The sequence below is a fragment of the Bradyrhizobium icense genome, assembly GCF_001693385.1.
Taxonomy (GTDB): domain Bacteria; phylum Pseudomonadota; class Alphaproteobacteria; order Rhizobiales; family Xanthobacteraceae; genus Bradyrhizobium; species Bradyrhizobium icense.
Genome location: NZ_CP016428.1, coordinates 3,987,227 through 4,002,228, shown reverse-complemented (window position 1 = coordinate 4,002,228; position 15,002 = coordinate 3,987,227). Strand labels below are relative to the sequence as shown.

The window sequence follows — 15,002 nt, the reverse complement described above, 5'->3', positions numbered from 1 at the left end:
CCCTACACAAGCCTACGCAAGCCGCCCACTATTTCTTCATGCCGGAATGATCGTGCTTCGTGCCCATGTGGCCTGAATGATCCGCACCCGCCGGCCCCTGCGCACCAACGCCCTGCACGTCGAGCGACAACGTCACCTTTCCCGCCTTCTCGAATTCGAGGGTGACCGGCACCTTGTTGCCCTGCTTGAAGGGCTGCTTCAGATCCATCAGCATCAGATGATAGCCGCCCGGCGCGAGCTTGACGGTCTTGCCCGGCTCGATCGGCAGGCCCTTGTCGAGCGGCCGCATCGTCATGATGCCGTTTTTCATGGCCATCTCGTGAATCTCGACCTTGCCGATGTTGTCGCCCGAGCCGCCAACAAGCCTGTCCGGCGCGCTGCCCTTGTTCTCGACGGTGAGATACCCGCCGGCGATTTTTGCGCCGCTCGGCGTCGCGCGGCTCCAGGCCTGCGTGATGACGAGGTCTCCGGCCTTGACCTCCTGGGCGTGCGTGGGCGTGCCCAGGAGAGCAAACAGGGTGGCGAAGGCGAAGAATGGCAAGACACGTTTCATCGGATGTCTTTCGATTTATGAAGTATGGCCGACACACAACGGACGGCCGAGGGCCGCCGCCGCATTAACTTGAGAACGCTACGTTCGTGTTCACAATAGCGGGATTGCATCCTTATTTGTTCGCGGCCCTTTGCTGAACCAACCATTTTTCGATGTCCGGTATTTCTGCCGAACCTTCGATCGTGGTGACGGTTCCATCCCGCCCGATCAGGAGCGTGCGTGGGATATCCCCCTGCCAGGCGGGGTCAATCTCGAATCGAAGGCGTTCGACGAAGCCGTCGCGGAAAATCCAGTTCTCCACTGTCCCGAGCCCGGCCTTCTCCAGCATCGCACGCGTTGCGCTGTCCAGGTTCGGGACCAGATCGGCGCTGATCATCACGACGTCGATATTATCGGAATGGTCCTTCATGAATTGTCCGAGCAGCGGCAATTCGACCTTGCAAGGACCGCAGGTAACGCCCCAGAAATGCACCAAAGTCGGACGCCCGGCATGCGAACGCAGCACGTCCTGCCAGCTTCCGCGCACAAACGGCTTGAGCGTAAGCCCGGACGGCGTCTCGGCGCCGGGCGCGGCGCCCAGACAGGCTAGGAGGAACATGGCGGCGAGCAGGAGGCGTTTCATGATCCATCTCCGATCGGCAGAAGGCGATAGCCGTCGGCCTTCGTCATCCAGGACAGGTAGGTCTTGCGTCCATCGCTGACCAGCAGCGGGTGGTCCGATGTATCCGTCGTCGTGGCGATCGCTGATGGCGTTGACCAGCTCTTGCCCTCGTCGCGCGACGTCATCGCGTTAATCGCCGTCTTCTCGCCGTCGAACTCCTTCCAGACCATGGTGGTGCCGTGCGGACCGGCAAGGACGTATGGCCGTGTCGGGTTACGATCGGCGCGGCCGAGCGGAAGCGGATCGGAAAACGTGCGGCCTTCGTCCTGCGAGCGAGCGTAGAACAGCCCCTTGCGCGCCTTGCCGCTCGTGTACCACGTCACGTGGTAAGTGCCCGCGGGTGAGATGGAAAGGCTTGGCCCATGGTGCGGGCACGCGGCGATCTGCCAGTCGTCGTTGCTGACGCGGCGAACCTCGCCCGGCGCATCCGGATCGGCGAACGTCATGATCGCGTGATCCCGCACGCCGCCTTCGAAGATGTTCCTGAACACGACCACGGGGCGGCCCGGGCCTGCGAACGCCAGGCCAAGCCGGCAGCATTCGCAGGTGTTGTCGGCTGCCAGGTGCGTCTCGGAATAGACCGCGCCGCCGTCCTTCGACGACGCGAAGAACAACCCTGCGCCTTGGTATTTCCTGCCCTCCTCACGCGCCGGCACACGGTTGCGCTTGTCGATCCAGGCCGCAAACACCGAACCGTCCGCATCAAGACCGAGCGCCACGAAGCGCTGGCTCTCATTGCTCGACGTGATCGGCCGCAGCTCGGCAAAGCTCTGGCCGCCATCGGCCGACCTGGTGGTCAGCACCTGGCCATTGAACGCCTTGTCCCGGAAGCGCGAAAACGCCAGTGCAATGCCGCCATTCTTCTCGATGACGACCTGGGGCCGTGCGTCCGGTCCCCAATCGAGGTTGAGTTTTTCCCTGGTCACCTGAACCGGCGCAGAAAAGCTGCGGCCCTCATCCTTCGAACTCGCTACCGATATATGCCCGCCTGCCATCCAGGCGAGCCACAGCGTTCCGTCCGGCGCGAAGGCCGGCGTCACCTTCGACGCGCAGCGCAAGATGGCATCCTCGCACGCCGCTTCCGAGGCATGCTGATGATGGCTCATTTGTGCGTTCGCTGCGCTTTGGCAAAGCGCGAAGGCGAGCGTGGCGAGCAGGCTCATTCGCAGCATGGCTTTACTCCTCCTGCGTTGTTGTCCGGTCATTTGAATGCCAGCTTCATTCCGGCAATGAACGCGCGCGGCGAGCCGGCGTAGACCGAGCCGGCCGTGCTGAGACCTTGGAGGCCGGCGGCCGTGACCGTGTTTCCGATATTGTTCGCGGAAGCCACATAGGTCCGGTCGAACACGTTCCTGACCTCGAAGTAGAGATTCAGCGACTTGAAATAGTCGGACACGAGGTCCGTCTTGTAGTGGACGTTGAGATTGACCAGTTCGTAGCCGGGCGCCTTCTGCAGATTGGCGTTGTCCATCCAAAACGAGTCCTTCCACTGCACCTCGACGAACGCGCCGAGGCCTGCAAGCGGCCCCCACATCTGTTCATAGCCGAGCCGCGCCGTCAGTTCGTGCGGCGAGATGCCAGGGATCTTGTTGCCGGCGCGGTTGAAGCTGAAGACCGTCCCGCCTGCGCCTTGGCTTCTGATGTCTTCCGTATATTCGGTGTAGAATTGATCGAGATAGGTATAGGCTGCAGTGAAGCGCCAGCCCGGATAGAATTTCCAGTCGGCGGCGAGTTCCACCCCGCGATGCTCGGACCGCGGCGCGTTGAATGTGTAAGTGATGCCTGCCGCCGGCGTCGCCTGGGTCACAAGTTCGTCTTTGAAGAATTCATAGAAGGCGGTCGCGCTGAATTTGAGTGTGGTGTTTGGCGTCCAGTCAAAGCCGAAATCATAGCCGATGTTCCTCTGCGTCCTTAGCTGCGTATTGTTGCCGTTGGTGCCGTCAGAGAGACTGAAGAGGTTGCCGACCTGCGGCGTGCCATATCCGGTGGCGACGCGCGCGCGCAACAGCCATTCGGGATTGAGCTTGTAGAGAAGTGCCAGCTCGGGCGCGGTGTTCTGGAATTGCCGGTCGGCCGTCGTTGGGGTGATCGTCGGGTTCGGAACCGGCGACGTTCCGTAATTGTAAGCGGTATTGATCCCCTTCAGATGTGTGGTTTCCCAGCCGATGCCGGCAATGGCGGTCAGTTGCGGCGTCAGTTTCAATTCCTCGCGCGCACGAACGCCGTAATTCGTGGTCTCGCTCCAGGTATTGCTTTGCAGCCTGCCCAGCGTCGCATTGCCGCCCGGCATCAGCATTCGCGTATCGCTCGACGCGGTCAGCGTGTTGTAGAAGGCGCCGAAATAGGTAGTGGACTCCAAGCCGAAAATTTCGCCGCGCTTGGTGATGTCGCTCATGTAGTTGTACGACGGAAAATCGCCGATCGCGCTGGTGGCGCCGGTCGGCTGATTGATGTTGCGGTCGTCGAACACAAACTGGTTGCGCCAGGTGGTGGTGTTGTCGAAATCGTGCTCCCATCGCCCGCCGACGATGGTTCGGCGGTCGTTACGCCCGAGGCCGGCCTGTAGCGCCGTTTCCCGATCGGTTCCTGCGGCGGTGTTGAAGCCGTTATTGTTCAGCAAGACCGTTGCACATCCACGTGCGACTGCGGCGGCGTCGCCCGTCGCGCAGCCTTGCTGGAACGGATTTTGGTAGAACTGGTTGAGCGTGTACCGGAGCGGAAGGTGGGTATCGAGATTGTTGTTGATGAATTTTACGGTGAAGCGGTCATCGGGCGTCGCCTGCAACGTGCCTAAGAAATTCACCGTCTGGGTGTTGAACCAGCTATTGCCGATAAATCCATCGCCGCGCGCATCGCTGGCAAACAGCGAATACTCGAAATTGCCGACCTTCTTGCCTGCGGCGAGGTAGTTGTTGAGATAGCCGAAGCTGCCGCCATCGACGCCGTATTCGACCCCCTCGATGGTACGTCCCGGACGGGTGCGGAAATTAAGCGCGCCGCCGATCGCGTAGTTGCCAAAGAGCGCCGACGACGGACCCCGGATGACATCGATCGCGCCATAGGCCTTGGGGTCGATCAGATCGCTGCGGGAAAGCCCGTCCGGCTGCGTGACCGGAAAGCCGTCGTCAAAGATCACGAGGTTGCGGATGCCGAAACCGTTTCGGGCGTTGGAACCGCGAATCGAGATGCCGATATCGCGCGGCCCGTTGCCCTGCTTCACCGAGATACCCGGGCTGTCGCGCAGCACGTCGGCCAAGGAGAACGCCGGCCGGTTCTCGAACCGGCTGCGGTCGATGGTCGTCTCGGTCTGGCCGTTGGGCGCCTGGTAAAGGAGAGCCCGCGCCACGCTCGGGGTGATGCCCGCGGTTAGCGGTGCAGCAGGCGCGGGGTCCGCCGAAGGCGGCCTCGCCTGCGTCCGGGCAGACGCACGAACAACCGGCTTGCGGGCCGCAGCCCGGGTGGCGGTGCGCGGCGCATCGATGGTCACCGCCGGCAGTGCGGTCTGGGCGGTCGCATTCGACGGCATGAGAGATAGCGCGCTGCCGAGCGCGAGCAGGCTCGCGCTCCCCAAGGCACGATGAGGATACATAGAACATTCCTGACGCCAGCTCTTTGGCCGGCTTGCTCAATTGAACGAACTGGCACGGCGGCGGCCGCACCGGTTGACGGAGGTCAAGTGAGGTCAGGAAATGGCAGGAGGCGCGCGCGCCTGCGCATGCGAGCCGGCACGGGAAGCGAACCGGTCGAGGGTAAACTCGACCCAGACCACACGTTCGGCCTGGCGATCGATCGCGATGATCTCGGATATCTGCGGCGGGTCGACCGGGGCTCCGGTCTGCAGCACGTTGCAAACCGAACAGCATCCGTCATGGGCGCGGTGGCCGGCCTGGTCGGCCTGCCCGGCACCAGGCGCGCCATTGCCGTGGCAGATCACGGCGCCGGCGAGCGGATCGGAGGCCGCGATGCTGGCCGCCCAGCATGCGCCGATCGGTGCAAAAATCTGCACCACCAGTGCAATCAGGACGATTGGCAGGAAATTCCTCAGCCGGCGGCGCATCGCAAAACCCATTCGCTTCAGACCTTAATCACCCCTGGAGTCCGAAGTCGAGATCAGGTTCCTGGAACTATGTTGCGGCTTCAAGGAGTAAACTTGGCGAAAAGAGATGCGTTTTGCAGCATTTGGAGGCCCCCCCTACCATAATACCAAGCCTCAGGGGTAATGCAGCTAAATCCACAACTGAAAGTAGCAGATTGCCAATCATTTCGCAGAGTGCTGGAATTTTGAACAAACGTTGCCGAAAATGGTGACAAGGCGAAAAAGATGGTCTACCAATTCAAGCTCAGGCTGGCCGAGAGGCAAAGCTTGGTGGTCCAAGTCTCGGGAGGAGCCCTGACGCGCACAAGCAGCGTCGCCTCGTCAATCAAGAGCAAATCTAAATTTTCGAGGAAATTAAGGGTCGACACAATTTTTGAGCAGGGCTTGGTGCCCTGCTCTTTTTTTTCGTGATGATCGCAAGCGACAATGACGGCATCGTCAAATCCGATCGAGCGAAGTTTTGCACTGGCCGCCGAGCGCTGCGAAGATCTGACGCCGCTGGTCTATCGCCGCCTGTTCGAGTCGCATCCTGAAGCGCGGACGATGTTTCGCACCGAGGGCAGCGAACTCGTCAAGGGTTCGATGCTCGCTTTGGCGGTCGACGCCATTCTCGATTTTGCCGGCGAGCGCAGCGGCCATTTCCGCCTGATCGCATCGGAAGTTTCGTCGCACGACGGTTTCGGCACGCCGCGCGAATTGTTCGTCGCGTTCTTCGGCATCATCGCGCAGACGCTGCGCGATGTGGTCGGGGCAGACTGGTCGGACGAAATCGATGCGGCGTGGCAAAAATCGCTCGGCGAGATCGAAAGTCTCGTTGCAGCGCAGTGAATCGGCGCACCAAAGCCTCCTGGAGCTCATTGAGACGGACGATCAAGTCATCCGGTGGCGGAAACGCGCTGGGTGTGAAAGACTGCCTCGATCCGCGGTGCGTGCAATCGACGCCGACGGCGATAACAAACGATAAGCGAGGGAGCAAACGATGTCCGGAACTGACAAAACGGCAACGACCAGGCGCGACCTTCTTCAGGCCGCGGGCGTGGCTGGCGCAGCCACCGCCCTGCTCGGGGGACTGGGTATTAATCCAGCGCTGGCGGCAGCGGCACGCTCGGAAAAACCGTTGAAGGCTGCGTTCTCCAATGCAGGCCTGCAGGCGACCTGGTGCGCCCAGGGCAAGCAGGCGGCGGAATGGTGGGGCAAGCTGTTCAACGTCGAGGTCACCTGGTTCGACGGCCAGCTCGACGCGGTCAAGCAGCGCGCGGCGATCGACAACATGGCGTCGCAAAAATGGGACTTTGTCGCCATCCAGGCATTTGGCATCGGCACGCTGACCCAGCCCGTGCAGAAGATGATCGATGCCGGCATTCCCGTGATCGACATGGACACGCTGATCGCGCCGCTCGACCAGATCAAGGTGCATTCGTTCCTGGCGCCCGACAATGAATTCATGGGCGCTTCCGTGACCCAGGCGCTGTGCAACGCGATAGGCGGCAAGGGCAAGATCATCATGACGCAGGGCGCGCTCGGCCATACCGGCGCACAGGGCAGAGCCAAGGGCTTCAACACGGTGGTGAAGCAGTTCCCGAACATCGAGGTGCTGGACACGCAACCCGCGGATTGGGATGTCTCGAAGACGGCACGGCTGTGGGAAACCTATCTCACCAAACATCCGCAGATCGACGCGGCGTTCTTCCACAATGACGACATGGCGCTGGCTGCCTACAACATCATGAAGGCGCGCAACCGCACCAATATCCTGATCGGCGGCGTCGATGCCATGCCACCGGCGATCCAGGCGGTGAGCGAAGGCCGCATGTTCGCGACCGTCCGCAATCCCTCCTGCCGCATCCATGGCGGCGCCATCGTCGCCGGCGTCGCCGCGGTGACCGCAGGCGAGAAGAGCGGACAGGGTATCCCGAAGCACGTCATCACCGACGGCCCGGTCGTGACCAAGGCCAACGCGGCGGGCATGCAATGGATGCAGGACCACTTCCTGATCTGAGCCAGCATGCCCGCGGGATTTAAGCCCATCCTCGAACTGCAAGAGATCACGAAGGCCTTCGGCGGCGTCGAAGCCCTTCGTGGTGTCGGCTTCGCGCTTTCTCCCGGCGAGATTCACGGTCTCGTCGGCGAGAACGGCGCAGGCAAAAGCACGCTGATGAAAATCATCGCCGGCGTGCACGCGGACTTCTCAGGCCGCTTCATCCTGGACGGAAAGGAAACCCGCTTTCGGTCGGTGCGCGACGCACACGCGGCGGGCATCGCCATGGTCCATCAGGAACTCAGCGTGGCACCCGACCTGACGGTCGCCGAAAACGTGTTTCTCGGCAACCAGCCGACCAACCGCTTCGGCTTCGTGCAGTGGCGGCGCATGGCGCGCGAGGCCGGCGAGCAACTGAAGCGGTTTGGCATCGACGTCGACCCGATGTCGCGGCTCGGCGACCTTCCGATCGGCCTGCAGCAACTGATCGAGATCGCCCGCGTGCTGTTTTCGGGGGCCCGCATCATCATCCTGGACGAGCCGACTTCGGCGCTGTCGCCGCCCGAGGTGGAGCGCCTGTTCGCGACCCTGAAGCGGTTGCGCGACGAAGGCACCAGCATCGTCTTCATCTCGCATTTCATTGAGGACATCCTGCGCGTCTCCGACGTCGTGACGGTATTCCGCAATGGACGGAAGGTCGCGGAGACCAGGGCCGCCGAGACCAGCAAGCCCGCGCTGATCGAGGCCATGATCGGCAAGGGTCGCGAGGCACTGGAGGAGACCTACACCCATGACGTCATGCTGCCGCCGCCCGCCGAGAAGGCGGTGGTGCTGAATGCCAGCGGGCTCTCGCTCGCCCGCAGCCTGCGCGAAGTCTCGTTCGACGTCCGCGCCGGCGAGGTGCTCGGCATCTATGGCTTCATGGGCTGCGGCCAGCTCGAACTGGCGCGGATCCTGTTCGGCAAGCTCAAGCCCGACCAGGGCACGCTGGCGATCGCCGGCGACCAGAAGACCTTCCGCAGCACGGCTGACGCACGCCGTGCCGGAATAGCCTTCGTGCCCGAGAGCCGGCGCGACATGCTGTTCCACCAGGAGCCGGTCTACAAGAACATCTCGATCAGCGTCCTCGACCGCATTTCATCCCTGCTGCTCAAGCCGTCGCGCGAGCGCGCCATCGCCACGCGGCAGGTCGACCAGTTGCGGATCCGCCCCGCAGCCGTCGAGCTCGATCTCGGCATGCTCTCGGGCGGCAACCAGCAGAAGGTGGCGCTGGCGAAGTGGCTGAGCTACCCGCCGCGGCTGCTGGTGCTGTGCGAGCCGACCCGCGGCATGGATGTCGGCGCCAAGGACGACGTCATCCACATCGTCAGGGATTTGCGCGCCAAGGGGCTCGCCGTGATCGTGCTCTCCACCGAGCCGGAGACGGTGCTGTCGCTCGCCGACCGCATCATCGTTCTCAAGCGCGGCGCGGTGGTGCGGGAATTTTCCAACGAACGGATCAGCAAGGACCGCCTGCTCGAAGCGGCGTGAGGAGACCGACATGACTTCAGGTGAAAGCGTGACAGTCCCCGCTTCGGATCGCAAACGCCGGCACCGGTTCGCCGTGATGCTGCGCTCTCAGATGCGCAACATCGCCCCGTTCCTGACACTGATCTGCCTGTTCGGCTTCTTTGCCGCCGCCAGTCCCTCTTTCGCAACGCTGGACAATTTCGGTAACATCCTGACCCAGATATCGGTCACCGGCATCATCGCCGTCGGCCTCACTTTCGTGATCCTGTGCGCCGAAATCGACCTCTCGATCGCAGCCATCGCCAACGTCACCGGCATTGCGGTCGCCTATTTCACGCTGCAGGAATCCTACGTCAACATTGCCAACGTCCCGATGCCCGGATGGGCCGCGATCCTCCTGGCGCTGGCGCTGTGCGCCCTGCTCGGCCTCGTCAACGCGTTCGGGCTGACGGTAATCGGCATCCCCTCCTTCATCATGACGCTGGCGATGATGCAGATCGCGGCCGGCATCTCCGCGCTATTGGTGCGCGGCCAGATCGCCTACAAGGTGCCCCCGCTGGTCTCGACGCTCGGATCAACGTCGATCGGGGGCATCCCCTGGATCGTGATCGTGGCCGCGCTGATGCTGCTCGGCGGCCATCTGGTGCTGACCTATACGCGCTTCGGCCGCTACGTCTACATGGTCGGGGGCAACCGCGAGGCCGCCGAATACTCCGGTCTCAACGTCAAGCTGATCCTCGGCAGCGTCATGGTGATATCAGCCGTCTGCGCCGGCATCGGCGGCATGCTCGGCGTTGCCCATTTCGGCAGCGCGCAGCAGAACGAGTTCGACACCTACCTGCTGGATTCGATTGCCGCCGTCGTGGTCGGCGGCACCAGCCTGTTCGGCGGCCGTGGAGGCATCGGCAACACCATCGTCGGTCTGTTCGTGCTCGGCGTCCTCAACAACGGACTCGACCACGTCAACATCGACAGTTTCCTGAAGATATTAATCCGCGGCCTGATCCTGCTGGCGGCGCTGATCATCAACGTCTATGCGCAGCGCTTGCGGGAACGGACTGCTGAATAAGACCGGGGTGCTCCGCTTCACTCCCGGCTTTGGCTTCGATCGTGGCCGGAGCTGCGATCTTTTCCTGCATTTCTTCGCAGATCTTGCGGACCTCCGCCGTCACCAACGAGCAGTTCTCGATTTGAAGGAAGACGCGTTTGGCCTCCGCGCGGTAGCGCGCCGCGGTTTCCTTCAGTTCTTCGGTCACTGCCAGCGCTTCGCGCGTCATGGTCTCGCACTGCCTGGCCCGCTCGATGAGCTCAACGCCCAGCGCCTCGATGTCTTTCGCCGCGGCTTCATATTCGCGGACAACAGCTTCAGCCGACAGCTTGCCGATCTCCGTGGCCCCGTCGCTATGCTCCACATAGTCTGGCATCCCCAGATTCGGAGCGCGTATGGAGGGCGGCGCGAAATCGGTCGGCTGGGATTCGTGAATTGGCAGTTTGCGAAACTCTTGTTCGATCTCCCGCTCAAGATCGATCGCGTCTAAAATCGGCGGGTTTGTTGAACGTGCCATGGCAGCGCTCCTTCAATGAAAATGTGAACAGACACCAAAATGTCTCGAAATGTGACTTAGACGGTTAGCTTGCTTGTGGAAGCGAGCAACCAAATCCCTCGGGTAAGCTTGCTATTTAACCTTTATGTCCGCGCCGAAGGTTAATTCTGGAACTATCGAGAAGATCGCCGTCACGGCGGGCGTCCGCGATTCAGCTCGAAGAGATTGAGCGGCGGTATGATCCTGCCGACGGCGCTCGTCATCAACGTCGATGCGCAGCGCTTTTCCGAGCGGACCGCCCGACGGGCGTTGCCATCCGCCTCCCGGCTATGCGCAACGAGTGCGGAAGCGGACGGCCGACTAAGCGGACTGACGATAGATCGGCCTTTAGCCGTGATACGCAAACAGCTCGATGGGCTCGCTGAAGCCGCGCACCGGATATTCGCCGACGCGCTCGAGATCGAAATCGCTCTCGACGAAGTCGGCGAATGCGCGGGACAACAGCACAGTTCTTCCCAACTGTTTGGTGAGGGTTTCGAGCCGCGAAGCCATGTTGACCGCAGGACCGATGACGGTGAAGTCGAGCCGGCTGCGCGACCCGATATTGCCATACATAACGTCTCCGACGTGGACGCCAATGCCGTAGTTCAGCGGCGCACGACCGGCTTCGCTGTTCTTTTCGTTGAGAGCAACCATGGCCTGACGGGCTTCGGCCACGGCATGCAGCAGATCTGCACAGGCCGACGGGTGGCTCAGCGGAAAAATGGCAAGCAGACCGTCACCAATGAACTTCAGTATTTCCCCGCCATGTCGCGCAATCGGCTCCGACATCGCGTCGAAATAGCCGTTCAAGAGATCAATGACGTCATCGCGCGGCCAGTTGTCGGAGATCCTGGTGAAATCCCGCAGATCGCAGATCATGATCGCGGCGCGTACCGTCGTCCCGCTTCCGCGCCTGGTGGCGCCGGCCAGAATCAGCTCGCCCGCGTGGGACCCGACATAGGTTTCGAGCAAGGTTCGCGCCAGCCGGTTCTTGACACGGATTTCGCTGACCAGGGCCAGAATCGGCAACAGTTTCAACAGGCAGCCGATATGCGCGTCGTCGAAACCTCCGGGCCGGTCGGTTGCAAAGGTCACGATATGCCGCTTGCCGAGCGTATGGTAAAGCGGCCACGCCACATAGTCGGTCAGGCCTTTCTCCCGCATCTCGTCATAGACGGCGTGCTTGCGGCCCGGTGACGGGTCCCGTTCGAGGTTCTCGCGCACCTCAGTGGCACCGTCATGGATTTCGTTGGCGGGGCTACCGATGTATTCGGATCGCTCCCTGACATCGTAGTCGACCCTCGCGATTTCTGCCTCGCGCATCCCATCGACCCACATGATCCGTGCACCAAGCCATTGCGGATGGTGGATCAGGATATGAAGCGACGCCCGCTTGACAGGAATGCCCGCCCGCTGGAGCCGGACACACAGCTCAGCGAAAATATTGTCAATGAAGCGCTCATCGCGCGTGTCGTTTGTCAGCCAGTGCAAAACATCGCTGTCAGGATGCGCGGCGACGGGATCGATTTTTGGCGGCGCGTTCATATCTTGCTCCTGAGCAGTGTTCTGGATCGACGGTACAGGATATGTCGTGTTCCGGCGCGACGACGTCAATGGAGTCCGTGGCAGGGTCTCGCCCGCAAGCAACGTGAACGGACCTGAAGCAATCAGGCGAAGTCCGGCTGCCAGTTGCGCGCTTCCCGCGCAGCTTTCGTCACGGTGCTGATCGTTGGAAACGAGGCCGCCTCCACCATCATCGCACGCGCCAGCCGCAGGCTCCGCGCCTCGCACACCACCCGCCGCTTTGGATCCTCGATCGATTCGAAATCTATATTGTGCGCCAGCCCCAGAATGCGGCGGATGATCTTTGCGGCAGAAAATCCGACGGTATCCTCGAACAGCCGTGCCATATAGGCCTGCCGCTCGGCCTCCAACCGCGCGGCACCGGCATCGCCTTCGAACAGCGTCCGCGGATAGGCATCGCCTTCCGCTTGCGTCCGCCACAGGTCCAGGAACTCGCGGGCGAAGTCGCTCCAGACGTTCTCGACCGTTTCCAGCACCCACGTCTCGAAGGCGCGGCGCTCGCCCGGCGAACGCTCATGGCCGGCGGACGCCAGATAGGCCATCAGCAGATTGGCGATGACGGCGCCGATATCGAAACCCATCGGGCCATAGAATGCGAATTCGGGATCGATCACCTTGGTCTCGCCTTCCGTCACCATGATCGATCCGGTGTGGAGATCGCCGTGGATCAGGGCTTCCGGCGCGTTCAGGAATTTCAGCTTCAGCCGCGAGACCGCGACGTGAAGGTCGAGGTCTTCGCGGAAGGCTGCCGCGGTCGCATCCAGCCAGGGCTGTGTCCAGCGGTTCTGCTCGGCCACGCGGTAGGGATCGGTGAAGATCAGGTCCTCGGTGATCTTGCAGAGCGCATGGTTGCCGGCGAACGCGGCGATCCCCTCTTTCTTTTCGGCGGCGGAAACTGCGAGATCGGATGAAAGGAACAGTGTGCGCGCCAGAAACGTCGTAATGTCGTCGACGAAGCGCGGATAGGTGGTGCCGGCCACCAGCCCCTTGCGCATGATGATGTGCGGCTCGAGCAGCTCCATGACGACGAGCGCGAGCGCCTCGTTGTGGTGCAGCACATCAGGCACCAGTCCCGGCGCCAGCCGCGCCTGATGCGTCAACGCCAGATATTCGTAGTGCGAGCGCGATAGCGGCAGCGGCCAGCTCTCGCCGACAAGCCGCACGTAAGGCAGCGCCTGCTTGACCGCGACGCCGGCCGCCGTCCCCTTGACGATGAACACGAGGTTGAGGTTGCCGTCGCCGACCTCGCCGACGGACCACGAGGCCGGGGCGCCGCCAAGACGGGCCGCGACTTCGGGAAGTCCTGCGAGGTAGTCCCGCAGGTCGGCTTCATGAAGAATTCGATATTCGTCCTGCCGCGGATCAGCCAATGGTCGACGCTGTGAACTCATCGTGGTCTCCCCCCGTGCCGGCGCGGGAGTCGCGGTTCACTCCCGTTTCAGGAATTTGGAGCCGGCTTTTTTCTTTCACTGGATCATAGCCAAAAGACGTTGCTGACGGCCAGTGTCTCCGCCATCCCGACTTGCCCAAACGTCTCAAATGAGCTGCGCGAGCCAGACGGTGTGGCCGCCGCAGTCGGGGTCTTCCATGATATGCGAGACCACGCGAAACCCGCTTCGATCGAGCAATGAACGATATTCGGCCGCATCGAGGCTCGCATGATACAGCGGCTCGCCGCTAAAACTGCCGATCGCCTCGCCATGCGCGGGGCCGCTTGTGAACATCAGCGCCGCGTTGGGCGCTGCGTGTTCGCGAAACAACGGAAACATCCGGCGCTGGTCATCGTGGCCGAGGTGAAAGAAACTGTCCCAAGCAAGGATGCCGGAAAATTGCCGCCGCAAGGCGAGTGTTCGCATATCGGCAACGATCCATTCCTGCCCCGGAAAATGCTTTCGGCAGACATCGATCATCGCCGGAGAGGAATCGACGCCCACGACGGGATGACCAAGCCCGATCAGATACGCGGCCATCGGCTCGGCGGAGCCGCAACCGAGATCGAGGATCGGGCCAGCGGGCGGAAGCAGCGATCGGAAACGCTCAAGCCAGGGCTTTTCAAACAGACCGGCGCGTGCGCGGCTCTCAATCCAGTCCTGCGCCTTGCGCTGGTACAGATCGATGATCCGGCCGGCTTCCTCCGATGCCATTCAGGAACTCACACGGCTCATAGGCTGAGCCTACACTGTTTCCCGTCCCAGGAAATTCGAACCGATATCGGCCTTTATCTTGGTGGGGTCATATTCGCAAAAGACGCTTTCGGCGACCAGGGTGTAGCCCGGAATGATGGTGTTGAGCCTGACCGAGGTCAGCCCAATGACGGCGGTCTGCTGGCCCGAAGCGTCAGAACGGCAGCCCCATCAGCTTCGAGAGCCGCTCGATGTTCAGATAGCCTTGGTGATACGCCCACATCCCGATGCCGAAAATCACGGCCGAAACGATCGTGGTCCAGAGCAGCTTCCAGCCCATCCGCGCCATGACCGGCGCGCCGGGATCGGTGCCGGGAGCGCCCTCGCCGTCCTCGTGCTGGCTGCGGACGCCGAACGGCAGCGTCGTGAACAGGACGACCCACCACAGCACGAAGTAGATCGCAAGCGCGGTGGAGATGCTGTAAGCCATCAGCGTTCAAGCCTGTTCGATTTCGACGAGCGCGCCGGAAAAATCCTTGGGGTGGAAAAACAGCACCGGCTTGCCGTGCGCGCCGATCTTCGGCTCGCCGTCGCCCAGCACGCGCGCACCCTGCGCAATCAACGTATCGCGCGCGGCAACGATATCGGGCACCTCGTAGCAGATGTGATGGATGCCGCCGTCGGCATTGCGCTCGACGAATTTGGCGATCGGCGAGGCTTCGCCGAGCGGCTGGATGAACTCGATCTTGGTGTTGGGCAGCGTCACGAACACGGTGATGACACCATGCTCCGGCAGCGGCACGGCGTCGGAAATTTCAGCGCCGAACGCGCCGCCATAGATTTTTGCGGCCTTTTCCGCATCCTTGACCGCGATTGCCACGTGATTGAGCCGGCCCAGCATGACACTCCACT

At 62.1% G+C, this 15,002-nt stretch carries 15 protein-coding genes; 4 read left to right on the top strand and 11 right to left on the bottom strand.

From position 1 onward, the window contains the following. Positions 1 to 28: 28 nt before the first annotated feature. The 5 genes from LMTR13_RS18890 to LMTR13_RS18870 all read right to left on the bottom strand — a co-directional run bounded on the left by LMTR13_RS18890 (position 29) and on the right by LMTR13_RS18870 (position 5,271). Positions 29 to 553, bottom strand: coding sequence for a copper chaperone PCu(A)C (locus tag LMTR13_RS18890; RefSeq protein ID WP_065729144.1), 525 nt, complete (start codon positions 551 to 553; stop codon positions 29 to 31). 112 nt (positions 554 to 665) lie between these two features. Beyond that, positions 666 to 1,175 carry a TlpA disulfide reductase family protein gene (locus LMTR13_RS18885; protein WP_065729143.1) on the bottom strand — a complete coding sequence of 170 codons (510 nt, stop codon included), beginning with the start codon at positions 1,173 to 1,175 and terminating at the stop codon, positions 666 to 668. Further along, on the bottom strand, positions 1,172 to 2,386 hold the full coding sequence (locus LMTR13_RS18880) for a sialidase family protein (protein WP_065729142.1): 1,215 nt from the start codon (positions 2,384 to 2,386) through the stop codon (positions 1,172 to 1,174). The genes LMTR13_RS18885 and LMTR13_RS18880 overlap by 4 nt, the downstream gene beginning before the upstream one ends. A gap of 29 nt (positions 2,387 to 2,415) precedes the next feature. Beyond that, the gene (locus LMTR13_RS18875; protein ID WP_065729141.1) at positions 2,416 to 4,803 is read right to left on the bottom strand and encodes a TonB-dependent receptor family protein; all 2,388 of its coding nucleotides are present in this window, start codon (positions 4,801 to 4,803) and stop codon (positions 2,416 to 2,418) included. A 93-nt stretch (positions 4,804 to 4,896) separates the two neighbouring features. Next, positions 4,897 to 5,271 (bottom strand): DUF2946 domain-containing protein, encoded by a 375-nt coding sequence (locus tag LMTR13_RS18870; RefSeq protein ID WP_083219474.1) that lies wholly within the window; start codon positions 5,269 to 5,271, stop codon positions 4,897 to 4,899. A 465-nt stretch (positions 5,272 to 5,736) separates the two neighbouring features. Here LMTR13_RS18870 and LMTR13_RS18860 point away from each other — a divergent pair, with 465 nt between their 5' ends. The 4 genes from LMTR13_RS18860 (at position 5,737) to LMTR13_RS18845 (ending at position 9,866) form a co-directional block, all read left to right on the top strand. Continuing rightward, positions 5,737 to 6,138, top strand: coding sequence for a globin (locus tag LMTR13_RS18860; RefSeq protein WP_065729138.1), 402 nt, complete (start codon positions 5,737 to 5,739; stop codon positions 6,136 to 6,138). Between the two features lie 151 nt (positions 6,139 to 6,289). Next, the gene (locus LMTR13_RS18855) at positions 6,290 to 7,309 is read left to right on the top strand and encodes a sugar ABC transporter substrate-binding protein (protein WP_065729137.1); all 1,020 of its coding nucleotides are present in this window, start codon (positions 6,290 to 6,292) and stop codon (positions 7,307 to 7,309) included. A gap of 6 nt (positions 7,310 to 7,315) precedes the next feature. Next, the gene (locus LMTR13_RS18850; protein ID WP_065729136.1) at positions 7,316 to 8,818 is read left to right on the top strand and encodes a sugar ABC transporter ATP-binding protein; all 1,503 of its coding nucleotides are present in this window, start codon (positions 7,316 to 7,318) and stop codon (positions 8,816 to 8,818) included. 10 nt (positions 8,819 to 8,828) lie between these two features. Continuing rightward, positions 8,829 to 9,866 (top strand): ABC transporter permease, encoded by a 1,038-nt coding sequence (locus LMTR13_RS18845; RefSeq protein WP_065729135.1) that lies wholly within the window; start codon positions 8,829 to 8,831, stop codon positions 9,864 to 9,866. Here LMTR13_RS18845 and LMTR13_RS18840 read toward each other — a convergent pair. The 6 genes from LMTR13_RS18840 to mce form a co-directional block, all read right to left on the bottom strand. Further along, positions 9,823 to 10,362, bottom strand: coding sequence for a hypothetical protein (locus LMTR13_RS18840; RefSeq protein ID WP_065729134.1), 540 nt, complete (start codon positions 10,360 to 10,362; stop codon positions 9,823 to 9,825). The two genes, LMTR13_RS18845 and LMTR13_RS18840, sit on opposite strands and share 44 nt — an antisense overlap. A gap of 366 nt (positions 10,363 to 10,728) precedes the next feature. Then, positions 10,729 to 11,928 carry an adenylate/guanylate cyclase domain-containing protein gene (locus LMTR13_RS18835; RefSeq protein WP_065729133.1) on the bottom strand — a complete coding sequence of 400 codons (1,200 nt, stop codon included), beginning with the start codon at positions 11,926 to 11,928 and terminating at the stop codon, positions 10,729 to 10,731. Between the two features lie 122 nt (positions 11,929 to 12,050). Further along, a complete protein-coding gene (mtnK, locus tag LMTR13_RS18830) occupies positions 12,051 to 13,358 on the bottom strand; it encodes an S-methyl-5-thioribose kinase (protein WP_065729132.1) in 1,308 nt (435 codons plus the stop codon). Between the two features lie 144 nt (positions 13,359 to 13,502). Next, positions 13,503 to 14,111, bottom strand: coding sequence for a class I SAM-dependent methyltransferase (locus LMTR13_RS18825; RefSeq protein ID WP_065729131.1), 609 nt, complete (start codon positions 14,109 to 14,111; stop codon positions 13,503 to 13,505). A gap of 193 nt (positions 14,112 to 14,304) precedes the next feature. Next, positions 14,305 to 14,580, bottom strand: a complete 276-nt coding sequence (locus tag LMTR13_RS18820; protein ID WP_065729130.1) for a DUF1467 family protein — start codon at positions 14,578 to 14,580, stop codon at positions 14,305 to 14,307. 6 nt (positions 14,581 to 14,586) lie between these two features. Continuing rightward, the gene (mce, locus tag LMTR13_RS18815) at positions 14,587 to 14,991 is read right to left on the bottom strand and encodes a methylmalonyl-CoA epimerase (RefSeq protein ID WP_065729129.1); all 405 of its coding nucleotides are present in this window, start codon (positions 14,989 to 14,991) and stop codon (positions 14,587 to 14,589) included. Positions 14,992 to 15,002: the final 11 nt, after the last annotated feature.